Origin of the sequence: Kitasatospora sp. NPDC088134 (assembly GCF_044741705.1) — a bacterium.
Lineage (GTDB): Bacteria > Actinomycetota > Actinomycetes > Streptomycetales > Streptomycetaceae > Kitasatospora.
This window is the reverse complement of the sequence record NZ_JBIUTD010000004.1, coordinates 359,365-380,602: the sequence shown is the minus strand read 5'-3', so window position 1 is coordinate 380,602 and position 21,238 is coordinate 359,365. Positions and strand designations below refer to the sequence as shown.

Annotated in this window: 29 protein-coding genes; 4 read left to right on the top strand and 25 right to left on the bottom strand. The window is 69.9% G+C overall.

Annotated features, from left to right (window positions below; all coding sequences use genetic code 11):
* The 25 genes from rpmD to ACIOHG_RS09550 form a co-directional block, all read right to left on the bottom strand.
* The gene (rpmD, locus tag ACIOHG_RS09670; RefSeq protein ID WP_014136270.1) at positions 1-183 is read right to left on the bottom strand and encodes a 50S ribosomal protein L30; all 183 of its coding nucleotides are present in this window, start codon (positions 181-183) and stop codon (positions 1-3) included.
* Entirely contained in the window at positions 183-803 is a 621-nt protein-coding gene (gene rpsE, locus ACIOHG_RS09665; RefSeq protein ID WP_030457410.1) for a 30S ribosomal protein S5, read from the bottom strand. The genes rpmD and rpsE overlap by 1 nt, the downstream gene beginning before the upstream one ends.
* A gap of 48 nt (positions 804-851) precedes the next feature.
* Positions 852-1,235 carry a 50S ribosomal protein L18 gene (rplR, locus tag ACIOHG_RS09660; RefSeq protein ID WP_035863513.1) on the bottom strand — a complete coding sequence of 128 codons (384 nt, stop codon included), beginning with the start codon at positions 1,233-1,235 and terminating at the stop codon, positions 852-854.
* A gap of 3 nt (positions 1,236-1,238) precedes the next feature.
* A complete protein-coding gene (gene rplF, locus ACIOHG_RS09655; protein WP_400947508.1) occupies positions 1,239-1,778 on the bottom strand; it encodes a 50S ribosomal protein L6 in 540 nt (179 codons plus the stop codon).
* A 22-nt stretch (positions 1,779-1,800) separates the two neighbouring features.
* On the bottom strand, positions 1,801-2,208 hold the full coding sequence (rpsH, locus tag ACIOHG_RS09650) for a 30S ribosomal protein S8 (RefSeq protein WP_043914570.1): 408 nt from the start codon (positions 2,206-2,208) through the stop codon (positions 1,801-1,803).
* Between the two features lie 275 nt (positions 2,209-2,483).
* Positions 2,484-2,669: a type Z 30S ribosomal protein S14 gene (locus tag ACIOHG_RS09645; protein WP_008747480.1), complete on the bottom strand. Its 186-nt coding sequence runs from the start codon at positions 2,667-2,669 to the stop codon at positions 2,484-2,486.
* Positions 2,670-2,672: 3 nt separating this feature from the next.
* The gene (gene rplE, locus ACIOHG_RS09640) at positions 2,673-3,242 is read right to left on the bottom strand and encodes a 50S ribosomal protein L5 (RefSeq protein WP_030457412.1); all 570 of its coding nucleotides are present in this window, start codon (positions 3,240-3,242) and stop codon (positions 2,673-2,675) included.
* Positions 3,242-3,553, bottom strand: coding sequence for a 50S ribosomal protein L24 (gene rplX / locus ACIOHG_RS09635; RefSeq protein ID WP_030457413.1), 312 nt, complete (start codon positions 3,551-3,553; stop codon positions 3,242-3,244). Before rplX ends, rplE begins: the two co-directional genes overlap by 1 nt.
* A gap of 15 nt (positions 3,554-3,568) precedes the next feature.
* Positions 3,569-3,940 (bottom strand): 50S ribosomal protein L14, encoded by a 372-nt coding sequence (rplN, locus tag ACIOHG_RS09630; protein WP_030300391.1) that lies wholly within the window; start codon positions 3,938-3,940, stop codon positions 3,569-3,571.
* Positions 3,941-4,042: 102 nt separating this feature from the next.
* Entirely contained in the window at positions 4,043-4,315 is a 273-nt protein-coding gene (rpsQ, locus tag ACIOHG_RS09625; RefSeq protein ID WP_014136278.1) for a 30S ribosomal protein S17, read from the bottom strand.
* Positions 4,315-4,539, bottom strand: a complete 225-nt coding sequence (rpmC, locus tag ACIOHG_RS09620; protein WP_030457414.1) for a 50S ribosomal protein L29 — start codon at positions 4,537-4,539, stop codon at positions 4,315-4,317. The genes rpsQ and rpmC overlap by 1 nt, the downstream gene beginning before the upstream one ends.
* Positions 4,539-4,958, bottom strand: a complete 420-nt coding sequence (rplP, locus tag ACIOHG_RS09615) for a 50S ribosomal protein L16 (protein ID WP_030457415.1) — start codon at positions 4,956-4,958, stop codon at positions 4,539-4,541. The genes rpmC and rplP overlap by 1 nt, the downstream gene beginning before the upstream one ends.
* A 5-nt stretch (positions 4,959-4,963) precedes the next feature.
* Complete coding sequence (gene rpsC, locus ACIOHG_RS09610; RefSeq protein WP_400947506.1) at positions 4,964-5,797, bottom strand: 30S ribosomal protein S3; 834 nt, start codon at positions 5,795-5,797, stop codon at positions 4,964-4,966.
* Positions 5,797-6,144 (bottom strand): 50S ribosomal protein L22, encoded by a 348-nt coding sequence (gene rplV, locus ACIOHG_RS09605; RefSeq protein ID WP_099899927.1) that lies wholly within the window; start codon positions 6,142-6,144, stop codon positions 5,797-5,799. Before rplV ends, rpsC begins: the two co-directional genes overlap by 1 nt.
* Before the next feature lie 83 nt (positions 6,145-6,227).
* The gene (rpsS, locus tag ACIOHG_RS09600) at positions 6,228-6,509 is read right to left on the bottom strand and encodes a 30S ribosomal protein S19 (RefSeq protein WP_014136283.1); all 282 of its coding nucleotides are present in this window, start codon (positions 6,507-6,509) and stop codon (positions 6,228-6,230) included.
* An 11-nt stretch (positions 6,510-6,520) separates the two neighbouring features.
* On the bottom strand, positions 6,521-7,357 hold the full coding sequence (gene rplB / locus ACIOHG_RS09595; protein WP_400947504.1) for a 50S ribosomal protein L2: 837 nt from the start codon (positions 7,355-7,357) through the stop codon (positions 6,521-6,523).
* A gap of 45 nt (positions 7,358-7,402) precedes the next feature.
* Complete coding sequence (gene rplW, locus ACIOHG_RS09590; RefSeq protein ID WP_014136285.1) at positions 7,403-7,720, bottom strand: 50S ribosomal protein L23; 318 nt, start codon at positions 7,718-7,720, stop codon at positions 7,403-7,405.
* Positions 7,720-8,397 carry a 50S ribosomal protein L4 gene (gene rplD / locus ACIOHG_RS09585; protein WP_400947501.1) on the bottom strand — a complete coding sequence of 226 codons (678 nt, stop codon included), beginning with the start codon at positions 8,395-8,397 and terminating at the stop codon, positions 7,720-7,722. The genes rplW and rplD overlap by 1 nt, the downstream gene beginning before the upstream one ends.
* A 4-nt stretch (positions 8,398-8,401) precedes the next feature.
* Positions 8,402-9,049 (bottom strand): 50S ribosomal protein L3, encoded by a 648-nt coding sequence (gene rplC / locus ACIOHG_RS09580; protein ID WP_400947498.1) that lies wholly within the window; start codon positions 9,047-9,049, stop codon positions 8,402-8,404.
* 14 nt (positions 9,050-9,063) lie between these two features.
* Positions 9,064-9,372 (bottom strand): 30S ribosomal protein S10, encoded by a 309-nt coding sequence (rpsJ, locus tag ACIOHG_RS09575; protein WP_012785157.1) that lies wholly within the window; start codon positions 9,370-9,372, stop codon positions 9,064-9,066.
* 497 nt (positions 9,373-9,869) lie between these two features.
* Complete coding sequence (tuf, locus tag ACIOHG_RS09570) at positions 9,870-11,063, bottom strand: elongation factor Tu (protein WP_400714223.1); 1,194 nt, start codon at positions 11,061-11,063, stop codon at positions 9,870-9,872.
* Positions 11,064-11,263: 200 nt separating this feature from the next.
* Entirely contained in the window at positions 11,264-13,369 is a 2,106-nt protein-coding gene (gene fusA, locus ACIOHG_RS09565) for an elongation factor G (RefSeq protein WP_400947496.1), read from the bottom strand.
* A 39-nt stretch (positions 13,370-13,408) separates the two neighbouring features.
* Positions 13,409-13,879 carry a 30S ribosomal protein S7 gene (gene rpsG, locus ACIOHG_RS09560; RefSeq protein WP_033822197.1) on the bottom strand — a complete coding sequence of 157 codons (471 nt, stop codon included), beginning with the start codon at positions 13,877-13,879 and terminating at the stop codon, positions 13,409-13,411.
* 2 nt (positions 13,880-13,881) lie between these two features.
* Positions 13,882-14,253, bottom strand: coding sequence for a 30S ribosomal protein S12 (gene rpsL / locus ACIOHG_RS09555; protein WP_014136303.1), 372 nt, complete (start codon positions 14,251-14,253; stop codon positions 13,882-13,884).
* Positions 14,254-14,557: 304 nt separating this feature from the next.
* Positions 14,558-15,112: a DUF1707 and DUF4190 domain-containing protein gene (locus ACIOHG_RS09550; RefSeq protein WP_400947493.1), complete on the bottom strand. Its 555-nt coding sequence runs from the start codon at positions 15,110-15,112 to the stop codon at positions 14,558-14,560.
* 207 nt (positions 15,113-15,319) lie between these two features.
* On the opposite strand from ACIOHG_RS09550, the gene ACIOHG_RS09545 reads away from it, so the two are divergent.
* The 4 genes from ACIOHG_RS09545 (at position 15,320) to ACIOHG_RS09530 (ending at position 21,236) form a co-directional block, all read left to right on the top strand.
* Positions 15,320-16,099 carry an ABC transporter ATP-binding protein gene (locus tag ACIOHG_RS09545; protein ID WP_400947490.1) on the top strand — a complete coding sequence of 260 codons (780 nt, stop codon included), beginning with the start codon at positions 15,320-15,322 and terminating at the stop codon, positions 16,097-16,099.
* The gene (locus ACIOHG_RS09540) at positions 16,096-17,736 is read left to right on the top strand and encodes a transporter (RefSeq protein ID WP_400947487.1); all 1,641 of its coding nucleotides are present in this window, start codon (positions 16,096-16,098) and stop codon (positions 17,734-17,736) included. The genes ACIOHG_RS09545 and ACIOHG_RS09540 overlap by 4 nt, the downstream gene beginning before the upstream one ends.
* A gap of 91 nt (positions 17,737-17,827) precedes the next feature.
* Positions 17,828-19,864: a serine/threonine-protein kinase gene (locus ACIOHG_RS09535; protein WP_400947485.1), complete on the top strand. Its 2,037-nt coding sequence runs from the start codon at positions 17,828-17,830 to the stop codon at positions 19,862-19,864.
* 61 nt (positions 19,865-19,925) lie between these two features.
* Positions 19,926-21,236 (top strand): DUF2786 domain-containing protein, encoded by a 1,311-nt coding sequence (locus tag ACIOHG_RS09530; RefSeq protein WP_400947483.1) that lies wholly within the window; start codon positions 19,926-19,928, stop codon positions 21,234-21,236.
* Positions 21,237-21,238 lie beyond the last annotated feature (2 nt).

Below are 21,238 nucleotides of genomic sequence, written 5' to 3'. Positions count from 1 at the left end.
TCAGTCCACCTCCTCGACCGTGACGAGGTGACGAACGGTGTGGACCATGCCGCGGATCTCCGGGCGGTCCTCCTTCACCACGGTGTCGTTCAGCCGCTTCAGGCCGAGCGAACGGAGGGTGTCACGGTGGTTCTGCTTGCTACCGATGTACGACTTGGTCTGGGTGACCTTCAGGCGAGCCATCAGGCGCTCACCCCAGCCGCACGGGCCCGGAGCAGCGCGGCCGGGGCCACGTCCTCCAGGGGCAGGCCACGACGGGCGGCGATCTCCTCGGGGCGCACGAGGCCCTTCAGAGCGGCCACGGTGGCGTGCACGATGTTGATCGCGTTGTCCGAGCCGAGCGACTTCGACAGGATGTCGTGAACGCCGGCGCACTCCAGGACGGCACGCACCGGGCCACCGGCGATAACACCGGTACCGGGGGACGCCGGCTTCAGCAGCACGACGCCGGCGGCCTTCTCACCCTGGATGGGGTGCGGGATGGTGCCCTGGATACGGGGGACCTTGAAGAAGTTCTTCTTGGCCTCCTCAACGCCCTTGGCGATGGCGGCCGGAACCTCCTTCGCCTTGCCGTAACCGACACCCACGGTGCCGTCACCGTCGCCCACCACGACCAGCGCGGTGAAGCTGAAACGACGACCACCCTTGACAACCTTGGCGACACGGTTGATGGCGACAACGCGCTCGACGTAAGCGGTCTTCTCGGCGACCGGGGCGCCGCCCCGCTCGTCACGCTTACGGTCACGCCGCTCGCCGCCGGTGCCACCGCCGGCGCCGCTACCGCGGCGCTGGGGTCCAGCCATTGGAATTACCTCTCTCGTTTACGTCCGCCGACAGAGTCGACGAGCGGCTTAGAAGTCGAGCCCGGCCTCGCGGGCCGCGTCCGCCAGGGCGGCGATGCGGCCGGCGTACCGGTTGCCCGCGCGGTCGAAGACGACCGACTCGACGCCGGCGGCCTTGGCGCGCTCGGCGACCAGGCTTCCGACCTTCTTGGCCAGCTCGGTCTTGTCGCCCTCGGTGCCCTTGATGGACACGTCGAGGGTGGACGCCGACGCCAGGGTGTGACCCTTGGCGTCGTCGATGACCTGGGCGACCATGTGGCGGTTCGAACGCGTCACGACGAGGCGCGGACGCACCTCGGTGCCGACGACGCGCTTGCGAACGCGGATGGCGCGGCGCTTGCGGGCGGCGTTCTTGTAGGCGTTGCCCTTGCCGATCTTGACAGAGACGCTCATCGCTTACTTACCACTCTTTCCGACCTTGCGGCGGATGACCTCGCCCGCGTACTTGACGCCCTTGGCCTTGTACGGGTCGGGCTTGCGCAGCTTGCGGATCTTCGCGGCGACCTCGCCGACCTTCTGCTTGTCGGTGCCGTCCACGTGGAACTTGGTGGGCGACTCGACGACGAAGGAGATGCCCTCCGGCGCGGTGACCAGGATGGGGTGGCTGTAGCCCAGCGCGAACTCCATGTCGGAGCCCTTCGCCGTGACTCGGTAACCGACACCGCTGATCTCCAGCGACTTGCGGTAGCCCGCGGTCACGCCGGTGATCATGTTCGCCACCAGCGTGCGCGACAGGCCGTGCAGGGCCTTCGACTGACGCTCGTCGTTCGGGCGGGTGACGACCAGAGTGCCGTCCTCGCCCTTGCCGATTTCGATCGGCGCGGCGACGACGTGGGTGAGGGAGCCCTTGGGGCCCTTCACCGAGACCGTCTGGCCGTCGATGGTGACGTCCACACCAGCGGGAACCTGGATGGGCAGCCGTCCAATGCGCGACATTGCTGTACCTCCGTTTCCCGAATTACCAGACGTAGGCGAGAACTTCTCCGCCTACGCCCTTCTTGGCGGCCTGCTTGTCGGTGAGGAGGCCGGAGGACGTGGAGATGATCGCCACGCCCAGGCCGCCGAGCACCTTCGGCAGGTTGGTGGACTTTGCGTAAACACGCAGACCCGGCTTACTGATGCGCTTGATGCCGGCGATGGAACGCTCACGGTTCGGACCGAACTTGAGCTCGATGGTCAGCTTCTTGCCGACCTCGTTCTCGGTGGGGTCCTCAACCTTGTAGGAGGAGATGTACCCCTCCTGCTGCAGGATCTCGGCGACGTGCGCCTTGATCTTGCTCGACGGCATCACGACGGAGTCGTGGTACGCCGAGTTGGCGTTACGCAGACGAGTGAGCATGTCTGCGATGGGGTCGGTCATGGTCATGGTGGCCTCAGGCCTCTCTCGCCGTGGTTTCTCCGCACCAGGTCCCCCTCCGCGCACTCACCGGGGAGTGCGAAAGGGGCACAAGCGCAGGGGACCTACCGACGTAGTAAGACTGGGTTTTGCGAGCCCTCGACAGAGGGCCGCAGCCTGCCCGGGAAGGGTGTGCTGCGGCAGGGGCCCGACCCCGCAACCTTACGGGATTCGCCTGCGAATCCCAAAAGACGGGGGCCGGACACACTGCTTCGCTGGTCAGAACTACCGGTTCCGGTAAGGGATTACCAGGAGCTCTTGGTCACGCCCGGCAGCTCGCCGCGGTGCGCCATCTCACGGAGGCACACACGGCACAGGCCGAACTTGCGGTACACCGAGTGCGGACGGCCGCAGCGCTGGCACCGGGTGTACGCCCGGACGCCGAACTTCGGCTTGCGCTCGGACTTAGCGATCAGGGCCTTCTTCGCCATGGCTCACGCCTCCTTGAACGGGAAGCCCAGAGCGCGCAGCAGCGCCCGGCCCTCATCGTCGGTCTGAGCGGTGGTCACGACGGTGATGTCCATACCGCGCTGACGGTCGACCTTGTCCTGGTCGATCTCGTGGAACATGACCTGCTCGGTCAGACCGAAGGTGTAGTTGCCACGGCCGTCGAACTGCTTGGGCGAGAGGCCGCGGAAGTCACGGATACGCGGCAGCGCCAGCGACACCAGACGGTCCACGAACTCCCACATGCGGTCACCACGGAGGGTGACGTGGGCGCCGATCGGCTGACCCTCGCGCAGCTTGAACTGCGCGATGGACTTGCGGGCCTTGGTCACGGCCGGCTTCTGACCAGTGATCGCGGTCAGGTCCTTGATGGCACCCTCGATCAGCTTGCTGTCACGGGCGGCTTCGCCGACACCCATGTTGACCACGACCTTGACCAGGCCGGGGATCAGCATGACGTTCTCGTACGAGAACTGCTCGTGCAGCTGACCCTTCACCTCGGAGAGGTACTTCTCCTTGAGGCGGGGGGTCACCTTCTCAACAGTCGTCTCAGACATCAGATGTCCTCACCGGTCCGCTTGGCAACGCGGATCTTGTTGCCCTGGTCGTCAAAGCGGTAACCGACGCGGGTGACGACCTTCTTGCCGTCCTTCTCCACGACCAGCTGGACGTTGGAGACGTGCACCGGGGCCTCGACGGTCACGATGCCACCCTGCGTGCCGGGGCCCGGCTTGGTGTGCTTCTTGACCCGGTTGACACCCTCGACCAGGACCTTGTTGTCGGCGGGGATGGCCTGGATGACCTTGCCCTGCTTGCCCTTGTCCTTGCCGGTGATGACCTGGACCAGGTCACCCTTCTTGATCTTCATGCTGTTCGCCATGGGTCAGAGCACCTCCGGCGCCAGCGAGATGATCTTCATGAACTTCTTGTCGCGCAGCTCGCGGCCCACCGGGCCGAAGATGCGGGTACCGCGGGGGTCGCCATCGGTGTTCTTGAGGACGACGGCGGCGTTCTCGTCGAAACGGATGTACGAACCGTCCGGACGGCGGCGCTCCTTGACGGTGCGGACGACGACGCACTTGACGACGTCGCCCTTCTTCACCGAACCGCCGGGGATCGCGTCCTTGACGGTGGCGACGATGACGTCGCCGATACCGGCGTAGCGGCGGCCGGAGCCACCGAGAACGCGGATGCAAAGGATTTCCTTGGCACCCGTGTTGTCGGCGACACGAAGCCGCGACTCCTGCTGGATCACAACTTTCTCCTGATCGTCAACGACTGTTGACGGGCCGGCCGCTGCTCACACCCGCACCCCTGGGGGCCCGGTGCACATACGGCCGTACCGCGAACAACCTCGTTACTTGGCCTTCTCGAGGATCTCGACGACGCGCCAGCGCTTCGTCGCGGACAGCGGCCGGGTCTCCATCAGGAGGACGCGGTCGCCGACGCCGCAGGCGTTCTGCTCGTCGTGCGCCTTCAGCTTGTTCGTACGGCGGATGACCTTGCCGTACAGCGCGTGCTTGACGCGGTCCTCGACGGCGACGACGACGGTCTTGTCCATCTTGTCGCTGACGACCAGACCCTCACGGGTCTTGCGGAAACCGCGCGTCTCGTTGGTGTTCTCAGTCATCAGGCGTTCTCCACCGTCTCGATGCCCAGCTCGCGCTCGCGCATCAGGGTGTAGATCCGCGCGATGTCCTTACGGACCAGCCGGAGCCGTCCGTGGTTGTCGAGCTGCCCGGTCGCCGCCTGGAAGCGGAGGTTGAACAGCTCCTCCTTGGCCTCACGGAGCTTGGCAACGAGGGCCTCGTTGTCCAGTTCGCGAAGCTCAGCAGCCTTGGTAGCGGCCGACATCAGCTCTCACCGTCCTCGCGCCGAACGATCCGGCACTTCATCGGAAGCTTGTGCGCGGCACGCGTGAGCGCCTCGCGGGCAATCTTCTCGTTCGGGTACGACAGTTCGAACATGACCCGACCCGGGTGCACGTTCGCGATCCACCACTCCGGCGAACCCTTACCGGAACCCATGCGGGTCTCGGCCGGCTTCTTGGTGAGCGGGCGGTCCGGGTAGATGTTGATCCAGACCTTGCCGCCACGACGGATGTGACGGGTGATCGCGATACGAGCGGACTCGATCTGACGGTTCGTCACGTAGGCCGGGGTCACGGCCTGGATGCCGAACTGGCCGAACGCCAGCTCGGTGCCACCCTTGGCCGCGCCGCGGCGCTTCGGGTGGTGCTGCTTGCGGTGCTTGACCCGACGGGGGATCAGCATTGCGGTCAGGCCTCCGTTCCGGGGGTCTCGACCGTCGCCTCGGCGGCGACCGGAGCCTGCAGCGGCTGCTCGGTCGAAGCGGGACGACGGCCACGGCCGCCGCGCTCGCCACCACGGCCACCGCGCTCGCCGCCGCGGGCGGGACGACCGCCCTCGGGACGGGCCGGACGGTTGCCGGAGCGGGCAGCGGCGTTCTCAGCGCGGACCTCGGCGATGTTCTTGACGTCGCCCTTGTAGATCCAGACCTTCACGCCGATGCGGCCGAAGGTCGTCTTGGCCTCGAAGAAGCCGTAGTCGACGTTCGCGCGCAGGGTGTGCAGCGGCACACGGCCTTCGCGGTAGAACTCCGAACGGCTCATCTCGGCGCCGCCGAGACGACCGGAGCACTGGACCTTGATGCCCTTGGCGCCGGCCTTCATGGTCGACTGCATGCTCTTGCGCATGGCGCGACGGAAGGAGACGCGGGAGGACAGCTGCTCCGCGACGCCCTGGGCCACGAGCTGGGCGTCCATCTCGGGGTTGCGGACCTCGAGGATGTTCAGCTGGACCTGCTTGCCGGTCAGCTTCTCCAGCTTGCCGCGGATCTTGTCGGCCTCCGTGCCACGGCGGCCGATCACGATGCCCGGACGAGCGGTGTGGATGTCCACGCGGACCCGGTCACGGGTGCGCTCGATCTCCACCTTCGAGATGCCGGCGCGCTCCATGCCCTGCGTCATGAGACGCCGGATGGCGACGTCTTCCTTGACGTAGTCCTTGTACAGCTTGTCGGCGTACCAGCGGGACTTGAAGTCCGTGCTGATGCCGAGGCGGAACCCGTGCGGGTTAACCTTCTGGCCCATTACCGGGTCCCTTCCTTGCTGCTGACGACCACGGTGATGTGGCTGGTCCGCTTGCGGATCCGGTAGGCACGGCCCTGGGCGCGCGGACGGAACCGCTTCAGGGTCGGGCCCTCGTCAACGTACGCCTCGGAGATGTAGAGGTCGTCCGTGTTGGAGTGGTTGTAGTTGTGCGCGGCGTTGGCGATGGCGCTGTTGAGCACCTTGCCGACCGGCACGGTGGCGGCCTGCGGAGCGAAACGCAGGACGGCCTGGGCCTCCGTGGCCGGCAGGCCACGGATGAGGTCCACCACGCGGCGGGCCTTCATGGGCGTGACGCGGATGTACCGCGCCTGGGCCCTGGCTTCCATGGTTGTCCCCTTAATGGAGTAAGTCACTTCGTCGTTCTGGTGCTACAGCTCGGAAGCCCCGGAGCGGAGCTTCAAATCGATGCTTAGCGACGCTTCGACTTGCGGTCTTCCTTCACGTGCCCCTTGAAGGTGCGCGTGGGAGCGAACTCGCCGAGCTTGTGGCCGACCATCGACTCGGTGACGAACACCGGGACGTGCTTGCGGCCATCGTGAACCGCGATCGTGTGGCCGAGCATGGCCGGGGAGATCACGGAACGACGGGACCAGGTCTTGATGACGTTCTGCGTGCCCGCCTCGTTCTGCACGTCCACCTTCTTCTGAAGGTGGTCGTCGATGAAGGGGCCCTTCTTGAGACTGCGCGGCATCTGACCTGCTCCTAGCGCTTCTTGTTGGTCTTGCGGCGGCGCACGATGAGGGAGTCCGACGCCTTGTTCGGGCGACGGGTGCGGCCCTCGGGCTTGCCCCACGGCGAGACCGGGTGGCGACCACCGGAGGTCTTACCCTCACCACCACCGTGCGGGTGGTCGATCGGGTTCATGGCCACACCACGCACGGTCGGGCGGACGCCCTTCCAGCGCATACGGCCGGCCTTGCCCCAGTTGATGTTCGACTGCTCGGCGTTGCCGACCTCGCCGACGGTCGCGCGGCAGCGCGCGTCGACCAGGCGGATCTCACCGGAGGGCATGCGCAGGTGCGCCATGCGACCCTCACGGGCGAGCAGCTGAATGCCGGAACCCGCGGAACGGGCCAGCTTGGCGCCACCGCCGGGACGGAGCTCCACCGCGTGGATGGTGGTACCGACCGGGATGTTGCGCAGCGGCAGGTTGTTGCCGGGCTTGATGTCGGCACCGGGGCCGTTCTCGACCCGGTCGCCCTGCGCCACGCCGCGGGGGGCGATGATGTAGCGCTTCTCGCCGTCCGCGTAGTGCAGGAGCGCGATGCGCGCGGTGCGGTTCGGGTCGTACTCGATGTGCGCGACCTTGGCCGGCACGCCGTCCTTGTCGTGACGACGGAAGTCGATCACGCGGTAGGCGCGCTTGTGGCCACCACCCTGGTGGCGAGCGGTGATACGACCGGCGTTGTTACGGCCGCCCTTGCTGTGCAGGGGGCGAACCAGCGACTTCTCCGGCGTGGACCGCGTGATTTCGACGAAGTCGGCCACGCTGGAGCCGCGGCGGCCCGGCGTAGTCGGCTTGTACTTGCGGATACCCATTTCTGTCCTCGTCCTTTACGACGATCGCAGTCCCTGACCCGAGGGTCAGGCGACCGGACCACCGAAGATGTCGATGCGGTTGCCCTCGGCCAGCGTCACGATCGCGCGCTTGGTGTCCTTGCGCTTGCCGAAGCCCGTCTTGGAGCGCTTGCGCTTGCCCTGACGGTTCAGCGTGTTCACGGCCTCGACCTTGACCGAGAAGACCGCCTCGACGGCCTGCTTGATCTGGGTCTTGTTGGCACCGGGGGACACGACGAACGTGTACTTGTTCTCGTCGAGGAGCGAGTAGCTCTTCTCCGAGATGACCGGCTTGATCAGGACGTCACGGGGGTCCGTGAACGTCTTGGAGGTGATCTCGCTCATCAGGCGGCAGTCCCTTCGAGCTCGCCCTCAGCAGCAACAGCCTCGGCGGACGCGGCCGGACCGGCCACGAAGCGCTCGAAGGCGGCCTGGGTGAAGACCACATCGTCGGAGACGAGCACGTCGTAGGTGTTGAGCTGGCCGGCGTCCAGGATGTGCACGTTCGGCAGGTTGCGCGCGGACAGGATGCCGCGCTCGTCCTCGCGCTCGACCACCAGGAGGAGGTTCTTGCGCTCGGAGATCTTGCCGAACAGCGCCTTGGCGGCCTTGGTCGACGGGGTCTCGGTCGCGGTCACGCCGGAGATGACGTGAATGCGCTCGTGGCGGGCCCGGTCGGTGAGCGCGCTGCGCAGGGCGGCGGCGATCATCTTCTTCGGGGTCCGCTGCGAGTAGTCGCGCGGAACGGGACCGTGGACGACGCCACCGCCCGCGAACTGCGGCGCACGGGTCGAGCCCTGACGGGCGCGGCCGGTGCCCTTCTGGCGGTACGGCTTCTTGCCGCCGCCACGGACCTCGCCGCGGGTCTTGGTCTTGTGGGTGCCCTGACGGGCGGCAGCGAGCTGCGCCACGACGACCTGGTGCATCAGCGGGATGCTGACCTTGGCGTCGAAGATCTCGGCGGGCAGCTCGACGCTGCCGGCCTTGTCGCCGGCCGGCGACAGGATGTCAATGGTGGTCATTTCCTCACAGGCCCTTCGCCGCGGTGCGGACGAGGACGAGGCCGCCGTTCGGACCCGGGATCGCGCCCTTGATGAGCAGCAGACCCTTCTCCGCGTCGACCGCGTGCACGGTCAGGTTCTGGGTGGTCACGCGCTCGTGGCCCATCCGACCCGCCATGCGCATGCCCTTGAACACGCGGCCCGGGGTGGCGCAGCCACCGATGGAGCCGGGCGAACGGTGCTTGCGCTGGGTGCCGTGACCGGCGCCGAGGCCCTTGAAGTTGTGACGCTTCATGACACCGGCGAAGCCCTTGCCCTTGGAGGTGCCGGTCACGTCGACCTTGACACCCGCCTCGAACAGCTCGGCGGTGATCTCCTGGCCCAGGGTGTACTCGGACGCGTCCGAGGTACGGAGCTCGACCAGGTGGCGGCGCGGGGTGACACCGGCCTTGGCGAAGTGGCCCTGGAGGGGCTTGTTCACCTTGCGGGGGTCGATCTCGCCGAAGCCGATCTGCACGGCGTCGTAGCCGGACGGGCTGTCGGCGGTGTGGACCTGGGTCACGACATTCGGCCCGGCCTTGACGACGGTCACCGGGACGACCCGGTTGTTCTCGTCCCAGACCTGGGTCATGCCGAGCTTCTCGCCCAGGATGCCCTTAATCTGCTTAGCCATCTTCGGTGCGCCTCTCAGAGCTTGATCTCGATGTCGACGCCCGCCGGCAGGTCGAGACGCATCAGCGAGTCAACCGTCTTCGGCGTGGGGTCGAGGATGTCGATCAGACGCTTGTGAGTGCGCATCTCGAAGTGCTCGCGCGAGTCCTTGTACTTGTGCGGCGAGCGGATGACGCAGTAAACGTTCTTCTCAGTGGGCAGCGGCACCGGGCCCGCGACCTGCGCACCAGTACGAATCACCGTCTCGACGATCTTCTTCGCCGAGGAGTCGATGACCTCGTGGTCGTAGGCCTTGAGCCGGATGCGGATCTTCTGTCCCGCCATGGCTACTTCGTAGTCCTTTGTGTCGTCACGTTGCCGCACGGCCTTCCCCTCCGACCCCCGCGCTCGGGCGTGTCGCGCTCGCGCTTGCAAAAAACCGGCGAACAGATCCGTCGGTTTCGAACTGCTGGGGTGGGGACGGCCGGGCTGAGACCCCGCACACGCTTCCCGGAAGATTCCCGTACTTTCGCCCCGCAGCTGCCGTGGTGTCGACTTCACACCACTGCATCCACACACAGCACGTGGACACATGAACGGCCATCACGGGAACGACGAGTACATGGGACTCGCTTCCGGTCCTCCCGGCGGGAGGCGCGCAGCATCGGTAACTCAACCGAGCAACCCGGACATCTTGCCACAGAAAGCAGCCCGTACGCCAATCGGGTCCACCCGCTGCGTCGCAGGTCACACCTGCGGGGGACAACGCCGAGGGCCCGGCCCCCTCCCTCGCGGGAGCGGACCGGGCCCTGCGGTGACGCGTGGGTCGGCCGAGCCTGAAATTACTTCAGGATCTTGGTGACCTGGCCGGCGCCGACGGTGCGGCCACCCTCACGGATGGCGAACTTCAGGCCCTCTTCCATGGCGATGGGCTGGATCAGCGCCACCGTCATACCGGTGTTGTCGCCCGGCATGACCATCTCGGTGCCCTCGGGGAGGGTCACGACGCCGGTCACGTCGGTGGTGCGGAAGTAGAACTGCGGGCGGTAGTTGTTGAAGAAGGGGGTGTGACGGCCACCCTCGTCCTTCGACAGGATGTAGGCCTGGGCCTCGAAGTCGGTGTGCGGCGTGACCGAACCCGGCTTGATGATGACCTGGCCGCGCTCGACGTCCTCGCGCTTGATGCCGCGGAGCAGCAGACCGACGTTCTCACCCGCGTGGCCCTCGTCGAGGAGCTTGCGGAACATCTCGATACCGGTGACCGTGGTGGTGGTCTTGGTGGTCTTGATGCCGATGATGTCGACGGTCTCGTTGACCTTGAGGATGCCGCGCTCGATGCGGCCGGTGACGACGGTGCCACGACCGGTGATCGTGAAGACGTCCTCGATCGGCATCAGGAACGGCTGGTCGACCAGGCGCTCCGGGGTCGGGATGGCCTCGTCGACGGCGGACATCAGGCCGAGGAGCTTCTCGCCCCACTCCTTGTCGCCCTCCAGCGCCTTCAGCGCGGAGACGCGGACGACCGGCAGGTCGTCGCCCGGGAACTCGTACTCGGAGAGGAGCTCACGGACCTCGAGCTCGACGAGCTCCAGGATCTCCTCGTCGTCCACCATGTCGGACTTGTTCAGCGCGACGACGATGTAGGGGACGCCGACCTGGCGGGCCAGGAGGACGTGCTCCTTGGTCTGCGGCATCGGGCCGTCGGTGGCGGCGACGACGAGGATCGCACCGTCCATCTGGGCCGCACCGGTGATCATGTTCTTGATGTAGTCCGCGTGACCCGGGCAGTCGACGTGGGCGTAGTGACGCGCCTCGGTCTGGTACTCGACGTGCGCGATGGAGATGGTGATACCACGCTGACGCTCTTCCGGCGCCTTGTCGATCTGGTCGAACGGCGTGAAGGGGTTGATCTCCGGGTACGCGTCGTGCAGCACCTTGGTGATCGCCGCGGTCAGCGTGGTCTTACCGTGGTCGATGTGACCGATGGTGCCGATGTTGACGTGGGGCTTCGTCCGCTCGAACTTCGCCTTCGCCACTGCAGTCCTCCTGAGGACAGTTCTGTACGCCGTACGACGTCAGTTGGTCTGGATCGGGTTTGGGGATGGGGCGCTGGTGGCGCCCCAAGCCGTCCCGCGGGTGGGGGTGCCGGAGGGCTCCCGGGCGGAACCCGGACGGGTGTCGTCCGGGTGCCCTCCTTCTAGCCTAAAGGTTCTGGTTCGTCCCGATTACCGGGACGTCACTCGCCCTTGGCCTTGGCGATGATGTCGTCCGCCACGTTCCGCGGAACCTCGGCGTACGAGTCGAACTGCATCGAGTAGCTTGCGCGACCAGAGGTCTTGCTGCGCAGGTCACCGACGTAGCCGAACATCTCGGAGAGCGGCACCAGCGCCTTGACGACGCGGGCACCGTGACGCTCCTCCATGGCCCGGATCTGGCCACGGCGGGAGTTGATGTCGCCGATCACGTCGCCCATGTAGTCCTCGGGGGTGGTGACCTCGACGGCCATCATCGGCTCGAGCAGAGCCGGCGACGCCTTCTTGGCACCTTCCTTGAACGCCATGGAACCGGCGATCTTGAACGCCAGCTCGGACGAGTCGACGTCGTGCGACGCGCCGTCCAGCAGGCTGACGCGGACGCCCTGGAGCGGGTAGCCGGCGAGCACGCCGAACTCCATGGCCTCCTGGCAACCGGCGTCGACCGAGGGGATGTACTCCTTCGGAACGCGGCCACCGGTGACCTTGTTCACGAACTCGTAGCCCTCGCCGGACTCCAGCGGCTCGATCGCGATCTGGATCTTCGCGAACTGGCCGGAACCACCGGTCTGCTTCTTGTGCGTGTAGTCGATGCGCTCGACGGCCTTGCGGATCGTCTCGCGGTACGCGACCTGCGGCTTGCCGACGTTGGCCTCGACCTTGAACTCACGGCGCATGCGGTCGACCAGCACCTCGAGGTGCAGCTCGCCCATGCCCGCGATGATCGTCTGGCCGGTCTCCTCGTCGGTGTTGACCTGGAAGGACGGGTCCTCCTCGGCCAGGCGCTGGATGGCGACACCCAGCTTCTCCTGGTCGCCCTTGGACTTGGGCTCGATCGCGACGCGGATGACCGGGGCCGGGAAGTCCATGGACTCCAGGATGACCGGCTGCTTCTCGTCGGACAGCGTCTCACCGGTGGTGGTCTGCTTCAGGCCCATGACGGCGATGATGTCGCCGGCGCCCACCGAGTCGATCTCCTCACGCTTGTTCGCGTGCATGCGGTAGATCTTGCCGATGCGCTCCTTCTTGCCCTTGACGGAGTTCAGCACCGAGGTGCCGGACTCCAGGCGGCCGGAGTACACGCGGACGAAGGTGAGCTTGCCCAGGTGCGGGTCCGACATGATCTTGAACGCGAGCGCGGCGAGCGGCTCGTCGTCCGAGGCCTGGCGGACGATCTTCTCGTCGGGGTTGTTCGGCTTGGTGCCCTCGATGCCCTCGATGTCGAGGGGCGACGGCAGGTACTTCACGACCGCGTCGAGCAGGGGCTGGACGCCCTTGTTCTTGAACGCCGAGCCGCAGAAGATCGGGGTGAAGTCCGAGTTCAGCGTGCCCTTGCGGATCGCGGCGACCAGCAGCTCCTCGGGGATGTCCTCGCCCTCCAGGGCGAGCTCCATCACCTCGTCGCTGACGTTCGACACGGTGTCGAGCAGGGCCTCGCGGTACTCCGCGGCCTTGTCGGCGAGGTCGGCCGGGATGTCGACGGTGTCGTACATCTCGCCCTTGGGCGCGTCGGCGGACCAGACCAGGGCCTTCATCTTCACCAGGTCGACGACGCCGGCGAAGTCGCCCTCGGCGCCGATCGGCAGCTGCATGACCAGCGGGGTGGCGCCGAGGCGGTCCACGATGGTCTGCACGCAGAAGTAGAAGTCGGCGCCCGTGCGGTCCAGCTTGTTGATGAAGCAGATGCGCGGGACGCCGTAGCGGTCAGCCTGCCGCCACACGGTCTCGGACTGGGGCTCGACACCGGCGACGCCGTCGAACACCGTCACGCCACCGTCGAGCACGCGCAGCGAGCGCTCCACCTCGACGGTGAAGTCGACGTGGCCCGGGGTGTCGATGATGTTGATGGTGTGGTCGGAACCGTCGAGGGTCCAGTGACAGGTCGTCGCGGCCGACGTGATGGTGATGCCGCGCTCCTGCTCCTGCTCCATCCAGTCCATCGTGGCAGCGCCGTCGTGGACCTCACCGATCTTGTACGAGACACCGGTGTAGAACAGGATCCGCTCGGTGGTGGTGGTCTTGCCCGCGTCGATGTGCGCCATGATCCCGATGTTGCGGACCTTGGCGAGGTCAAGGGAGGTTGCAGCCATGGTGGCTCGTTCTCTCTCTGTCTAGTGACGGGGTTCGGACTACCAGCGGTAGTGCGCGAAGGCCTTGTTGGACTCGGCCATCTTGTGGGTGTCCTCGCGACGCTTCACGGAAGCGCCCAGGCCGTTGCTGGCGTCGAGGATCTCGTTGAGCAGACGCTCGGTCATGGTCTTCTCGCGACGGGCGCGGGAGTAGCCGACCAGCCAGCGCAGCGCCAGGGTGTTGGCGCGGCCCGGACGGACCTCGACCGGCACCTGGTAGGTGGCGCCGCCGACGCGGCGGGACTTGACCTCGAGGGTCGGCTTGACGTTCTCCAGCGCGCGCTTGAGCGCGATCACCGGGTCGGCACCGGTCTTCTCGCGGACGCCCTCGAGGGCGCCGTAGACGATCCGCTCGGCGGTGGAGCGCTTGCCGTGCAGCAGGATCTTGTTGACCAGCGAGGTCACCAGCGGGGAGCCGTAAACCGGGTCGATGATGACCGGGCGCTTCGGGGCGGGGCCCTTACGAGGCATTCTTACTTCTCCTTCTTGGCGCCGTAGCGGCTGCGGGCCTGCTTGCGGTTCTTGACAGCCTGGGTGTCGAGAGCGCCGCGGATGATCTTGTAACGCACACCCGGCAGGTCCTTCACACGACCGCCACGCACGAGCACGATGGAGTGCTCCTGCAGGTTGTGGCCCTCGCCCGGAATGTAAGCGGTGACCTCGATCCCGCTGGTGAGGCGCACACGGGCGACCTTGCGGAGAGCCGAGTTCGGCTTCTTCGGGGTGGTCGTGTACACACGCGTGCAGACGCCGCGGCGCTGGGGCGAGGCCTCGAGCGCGGGGGTCTTGGTCTTCTGGACCTTGTCCTGCCGGCCCTTTCGGACCAGCTGCTGGATCGTAGGCACCGTTTCTCCGTTTTCTGTGTGCCAAGGCTCGGTGGAACTAACCTGAGGTGGCGTCCCTCACTCTCCGACCCACGCGGTCGGGTGTGTTGGACCTTCTTCAGGGGAAGAATCACGGAATCCCGAGCTGAGCTGCGGCGGCGGCAAGAGCCGAGCGGGTGGAGTCTCCGCTGCGGCGGCCGATCTGCTGGCACGCACAAGGACCCGGGCACACCCCAGGCACAAGGTCAGAGCGTACCTAGCGCACCCGCGCCGGTCAAAACAAATGGGGCGCGTCCGGACGGGCGCTCCCCCGCGCGGGGCGGGCTCAGTGGCCGGAAGCCGCCAGCAGGAACAGCAGGGAGAAGAGCGCCCAGCCGGCCATCGACAGCCAGCCGAGGATCAGCCCGAACACCGCGAGGCCGTCGCCGGCCTCCCGGGTGCGGCGGATCTGGCCGCGGGCGATGTGGCCGGTGATCACCGCGGGCAGGCCGGTGAGGCCCCCGGTGAAGAGGGTCAGCCCGCCGAGGATCGCCGAGGCGGTGGCCAGGCCGTTGTTCGGCCGGGGCGGCGGCGGGAAGGCGGGCGGCAGGAAGGTCGGCGGGACCATCGGGACGGCCGCGCCGAACGGCTGCACCATCGGGCCGGCCGGCAGGTCGGCCACCAGCGAGGCCAGCTGCCCGTAGGTGGCGGCCTGGTGCGCGCTCGACATCCGGTGCTCGTACTCGGCGGCGGACAGCCGCCCCTCCGCGTACGCCGCCTTCAGCACGTCCACCGTGCGCTCGCGGTCGGAATGCGCGGCGCGCATCGCGGACTGCGGCGTCGGCGCCGGCTGCCAGGGCTGCTGCCCGTACGGCGCCGGAGATCCCCACTGACCGGACATCGCAGCCACCTCCCGTTCCCCGTGCTGCGCACGCACTCTCAGGATGCAGGACGAACGGGGTGCGCCGGTAGTTGCCGATCCCGGCCGGTTCGGTGTCAGTACCGCCGAACGGGGGATGGGAGGAGCACCGGAACGATCATAGGGTCGGGCTCCGGGAGCGCCCCTCGGCGCGTCCGCGGACCGCAGTCGACAAGGAGAACACCCGCCATGGAGGCGACCACCCCGCCGCCCGCCGTCTCGATCCGCGACCTGTGGAAGCGCTTCGGGGAACAGACCGCCGTCGCCGGGCTGAGCCTCGACCTGCCCGCCGGGTCCTTCATCGGCCTGGTCGGCCCGAACGGCGCCGGCAAGACCACCACGCTGTCGATGGTCACCGGCCTGCTCCGGCCGGACCGGGGGACGGTGCTGGTGCACGGCACCGACGTCTGGCAGGACCCGGTCGGGGTCAAGGCCCGGATCGGCATCCTGCCCGAGGGCCTGCGGATGTTCGAGCGGCTGAGCGGGCGCGAACTGCTGCAGTTCAACGGGCGGTTGCGCGGGCTCGACGGCGCCGAGACCGACCGGCGGGCCGAGGAGCTGCTCTCCGTCCTCGACCTGACCGCCTCCGGCCACAAGCTGGTCGCCGACTACTCCACCGGCATGCGCAAGAAGATCGGCCTGGCCGCCGCCCTGCTGCACAACCCGGACGTGCTGTTCCTCGACGAGCCCTTCGAGGGCGTCGACCCGGTCTCCGCGCAGACCATCCGCGGCGTGCTGACCCGGTACGCGGCGTCCGGCTCCACGGTGGTGTTCTCCAGCCACGTGATGGAGCTGGTCGAGTCGCTCTGCGACTGGGTCGCCGTGGTCAACGCCGGCCGGGTGGTCGCCGCCGGGCCGCTGGCGGAGGTCCGCGGCGGGACGTCGCTGCACCAGGCGTTCCTCGGGCTGGTCGGGGTCCGCGAGGACGACGGCCGGTCGCTCGGCTGGCTCGGCGGGGGCAACCGGTGAACGCCGCAGCCCCCGTCCCGGCCGCCGCGGCCGCCACCGACGACCGCGCCGTGGTCCGCGCGCTGGTCGGGCTCAAGCTCCGGCTGCTGCGCAACGGGCTGCGGCGCAGCCCCGGCCTCACCGCCGGCTACGTCCTGGGCACCTGCGTCGGGCTGCTGTTCGGCCTGGCCGCCGCCGCGGGGCTGATCGCCCTGCACGGCCGGGCCGGGGCCGCCGACGTGGCGGCGGTGCTCACCGCCGGGCTGGCGGTCTGCTGGGCCGCGATGCCGCTGTTCTTCTTCTCCGGCGACGAGAGCGCCGACCCGACCCGGCTCACCATGCTGCCGCTGCGGCCGGGCGCGCTGCTGCGCGGCACCCTGCTCGGCAGTCTGATCGGGCCCGGGCCGCTGGTCGGTCTGCTGCTGCTGGCCGGGGCCGCGGCGGCGGCCGGGCGGGGCACCGGCTCGCTGGTGGTCGCGTTCCCGGCGGTGCCGCTGGTGCTGCTGACCCTGGTCGCGCTGACCCGCGCGGTCGGGGCGGGCAACGCCCGGGTGCTGTCCAGCCGGCGCGGCAAGGACTTCGCGGTCTTCGGCGGCCTGCTGTTCGCGGTGCTGGCCCAGCTCGGCAACCTCGGCGTGCAGAGCTCGCTGAACGCCTCCGGCCGGGGCGTCGACCTGTCGGTGCTGCACCCGTACGGCTCGGTGCTGCGCTGGGTGCCGCCGGTCTCCGCGATCGACGCGGTGCGCTCGGCCGGCGAGGGCGCCTGGGCCGTGGCGGCGCTGCAACTCGCGCTCACCGCGGGCCTGCTGGCGGTGCTGCTGCGCTGGTGGCTGCGGAGCCTGCAGGACCTGATGGTCACCGGCGACTCCTCCACCCTGGTCGAGACCGCGCCGGCCGCCGCCGGACGGGCCGCCCGCGGCTGGCGGCTGCTCCCGGGCGGCCGGGTCGGCGCGGTGGCGCAGCGGCACCTGCGGTACGCCTGGCGCGAGCCGCGCTCCAAGGCCGCGATCTTCACCGGCATCGGGATGACGGTGGTGTTCGCGGCGCTCTCGGTGGTGCAGGGGCACGGCTCGGTGTACGTGGTGGCGATCGGCGGGCTGATGCTGGGCCTGCAGTCCGCCAACCTGTTCGGCATGGACGGCTCCGGCTTCTGGATGGTCGCCGCCGCGCTGGCCACCCGGCGGGACGCCCGCGACGAGCTGCGCGGCCGGGTGCTGGCGATCCTGCTCTACGGCGTGCCGGTGCTGCTGGTGCTGGCGCCCGCGATGGCCGCCCTCACCGGGCGGTGGGACGAGCTGGCCCCGGCGCTCGGCCTGGCCCTGGCGGCGTTCGGCACCAGCCTCGGCCTGGGCTGCCTGATCAGCGTGTACGCGCCGTTCGCGCTGCCCGCGGACGGCAATCCGATGCGCAGCGCGGCGCCGGGGCAGAACGGCGTGGTGATGTTCAACGCCTTCGGTTCGATGATCGGCGTGCTGCTGGGCTGCCTGCCGGTCGGCGGGCTGCTGGCCTACCTCCTGCTGGGCCACCACCCGGCCTGGCCGGTGCTGCCCGCGGGGGTGCTGTACGGCGCCGCGCTGGCGCTGCTCGGCGTCCGGCTGTCGGCGGGGCCGCTGGTGCGCCGGGCGCCGGAGATCCTGGCGAAGGTGATCGAGCACTGAGCCCCGGCGGCCGCCCCGCCCGGCCCGGGCGCGCCGCTATCATGCCTGCGCGCCCGGGAGCCGATCCGCGGCGCGAAGGGGGAGAACGGCAGTGGGCACCAGCATCGCCGCAGCGGTCAGGACGCAGTACGACTGGACCGACAGCCCGTTCTGGACGCACACCGTGCTGCCGATGCTCGCGGTCGTGCTGGTGCTCCGGCTGGTCACGCTGCCCTCGCTGCGGGCCGGGATGCACGGCTACCGGGCCCGGCTGCTCAGCCGCGACCGGTTGAAGCAGATCCGCACCCGGCTGGCCGGGGACGCCTCGCGCCGGCAGTTCGAGCTGACCTCGCTGCGGGCCGGCTACCCGCCGCGGCGGTTCGCGGCCGTGCTGGAGCCGGTGCTGGTGGTGGTGGTCGGCGGCGGGCTCACCGTGCTGCTGTGGATCGCGCTCCACCACACCTTCACCGACCCCGGGGACAACGCCGACCAGCAGGCCCTGCGCACCAGCCCGCCCTGGCTGGCCGGGCGCGGGCTGCTCGCGCTGTTCGGGGCCGAGCGGGGCGGGTTCCCGGCGGCGCTGGTCGGCCTGGGGCTGGCCGCGCTGTGGGCCGGCATGTGGGCCCGGACCCGGTTCCTGGTGCTGTGCACCCGGATGCCCTCCGGCACCTGGGAGCGGTCCGCGCTGCGCCGCTGGCTGGTGCCGGTGCTGGCCGCCCAGTTCGTGCTGCTGCCGCTGGCGCTGCCGAACGGCGCGCTGCTCGCCCTGGTGCTGTGGCAGGGCTGCTCGCTGTTCGCCACCCGCGGCCTGAACCGGCTGCCGCTCGCCGCCGCCGCTCCCCCGCTGGTGGCCGTCGCGACCACGGTGGACGCCCCGGCCGGGGCGGTCCGGGCCACCTACGACACCGTCAGCGCGGGCGTGCGCGACTACCGCGACCAGCGGCGCGAGGCGCGGGCCGCCGAGCAGGCCCGGCTCGCCCGGGAGGCCGCCGACCGGGCGGCCGCGGAGCGCAGCGCGGCGCTGACCGCCGAGCGGGACGCCGAGATCGCCCGGCAGGTGCTGGCCGAGTCGGAGGCGTTGCGGGCGGCGAAGGAGGCCGAGCGGGCGGCCGCGGCGCCGGCCGCCGAGCCGGTGGCGGAGCCGGTCACGGTGCCGGTCACGACGCCGCTCGCCGAACCGGTGACGGAGCCGGCCGGGGGCGCCGGGGGCACCGTGCGGGACACCCCGGCTCCGGAGCCGGCGGACGGGGCCTTCCCGGGCTTCCGCTCGGACCCGCTGCCGCCCGGGTCGCCCGCCGAGATCGGCGACTACCGGCTGCGCCGCCGGCTCGGCAAGGGCGGGTACGGCACCGTGTACGCCGCGACCCGGAAGGGCTCCGCCACCCTGGTCGCGCTCAAGACACTGCAGGCCGACACCGGCCACGACGAGGAGCTGCGGGCCAGGTTCGGGCGGGAGATGGCGGCGCTGGAGCGGGTGCCCGCCCGGTACACCGCCCGGATGGTGGAGAACGGGTTCGCCGCCGACGGCACCCCGTTCATCGCCATGGAGCTGCTCGACGGGCTGCCGCTGGACCACTACCTGCGCCGGCACGGGCAGGTCCGCGAGCGGGTGCTGCTGCGGGCGCTGGCGGTGGCGCTGGCGGAGGCGCTGCGGGCCGTCCACGAGGTGCGGCTGGTGCACCGCGACCTGAAGCCGAACAACGTGATGCTGACCACCGACGGCCCGAAGCTGCTGGACTTCGGCATCTCGCTGGTGGGCGACCTGACCCGGCTGACCCGGGCCGGCTGGACCGGGACGCCGCCGTTCATGGCGCCCGAGCAGTTCCGGCCGGGGCCGGTCGGCCCGGCGGCGGACGTCTGGGCCTGGGCCTGCTCGCTGACCTGCCTGGTGCACGGGAGCAGCCCGTTCGGGAACGGGGGCGACGGCAACCCCTGGGTGGTGATGCAGCAGGTCCTCCAGGAGGAGCCGGACCGGGCGGCGCTGGGCGCGGTGCGCGCGGTGGACCCGCAGCTCGCCGGGGTGCTGGAGCGGGCGCTGGCCAAGGAGCCGGCCGACCGCCCGGCCGACGGCGGGGCGCTGCTCGCGCTGCTGGGCGAGGCGGGGGTCGGGATGCCGGCCGGCTTCGCCTGGAGCGCGCTGGGGCTGTGACGGCGGTCCGGCATCATGGGGGTGTTCGCCCCACCGTCCCCCGCAGGAAGCAGGATCAGCCGTGACCAGCACCGACCGGCCCGTGGACGAGCTGGTGGCGGAGGCGGTGGGCCGGGTGCTGGGGGCGCCGGCCGGGGGGCTGGAGTTCGCGGTGGACGGCGCCGCGTCGGGGCTGGCGGCCTCGGTGGAGCGCTGGCCGGCGGTGAGCCGGGCGCTGCTGGCGTTCGCGGAGCGGTCGGTGGACCGGTGCTGGGCGGCGGGCTGGCGGCCGGCCGACCTGGTGCGGGTGGCCCGGCGGGAGCTGGGCCCGGTGCAGGTGGCGCTGGCGGTGGACCTGATCGCGGCGGAGTCACGGCGGCACCCGGCGGCGGCGCTGGACCGGCGCTGGCGCGAGCAGCTGCGGGAGCTGGAGGCGGAGCCGTGGTGGCCGTCCGACGAGGCGTTCCTGGCGGAGTTCGCGGCCCGGCACCGGCTGGACCGGTTCGCGCTGGCGACGGCGGCGCTGGAGCTGCTGCGGAGCTGGGCGCTGCTGCCGCCGGTGCAGCCGGTGGGCCCGGTGCCGGGGCGGTCGGCGCCGCGGGCGGGGACGTCCCGGGCGGGGGCGCCGCGTGGGGACGAGCCGCGGATGCTGGGGCGGATCAGGGCGCTGCTGGCGAAGGCCGAGTCGACGGGCTTCCCGGAGGAGGCGGAGGCGCTGACCGCGAAGGCCCAGGAGCTGATGGCGCGGCACTCGATCGACGAGGCGCTGCTGTCGGCGGCGGGCGGCCCGGCCGCGGACGACCCGGCGGCGGTGCGGATCGGCGTGGACAACCCGTACGAGGGCCCCAAGACGATGCTGCTGGACGCGGTGGCGGCGGCGAACCGGTGCCGGGTGGTGTGGGCGAAGGAGTTCGGGTTCTGCACGGTGATCGGGTTCGACGCGGACCTGGACGCGGTGGAGCTGCTGTACACCTCGCTGCTGGTGCAGGCCACGGCGGCGATGAACCGGGCGGGGAGCCGCAAGCACAAGGACGGGGCGGCCCGGACGAAGGCGTTCCGGCAGTCTTTCCTGGTGGCGTACGCGGCCCGGATCCGGGAGCGGCTGGCGGAGGCGACCGAGCGGGCCACCGAGGACGCGGCGGCCGGGCGGCCGGCGGACGGCGGCGGGACGGAGGCCGGGGCCGGGGCCGGGGCGCTGCCGGTGGTCCCGGACGGCGGGCTGCTGCCGGTGCTGGCGGCCCGCGCGGAGGCGGTGGACGACGCGGTCGGCAGGATGTTCCCGAAACTGGTGTCGCAGCGGGTCCGGGTGAGCGACGGCGAGGGCTGGGTCGAGGGCCGGGCCGCCGCCGACCGGGCGTCGCTGCACCGGGGTTCGGGTCGGATCGAGCGCTGACG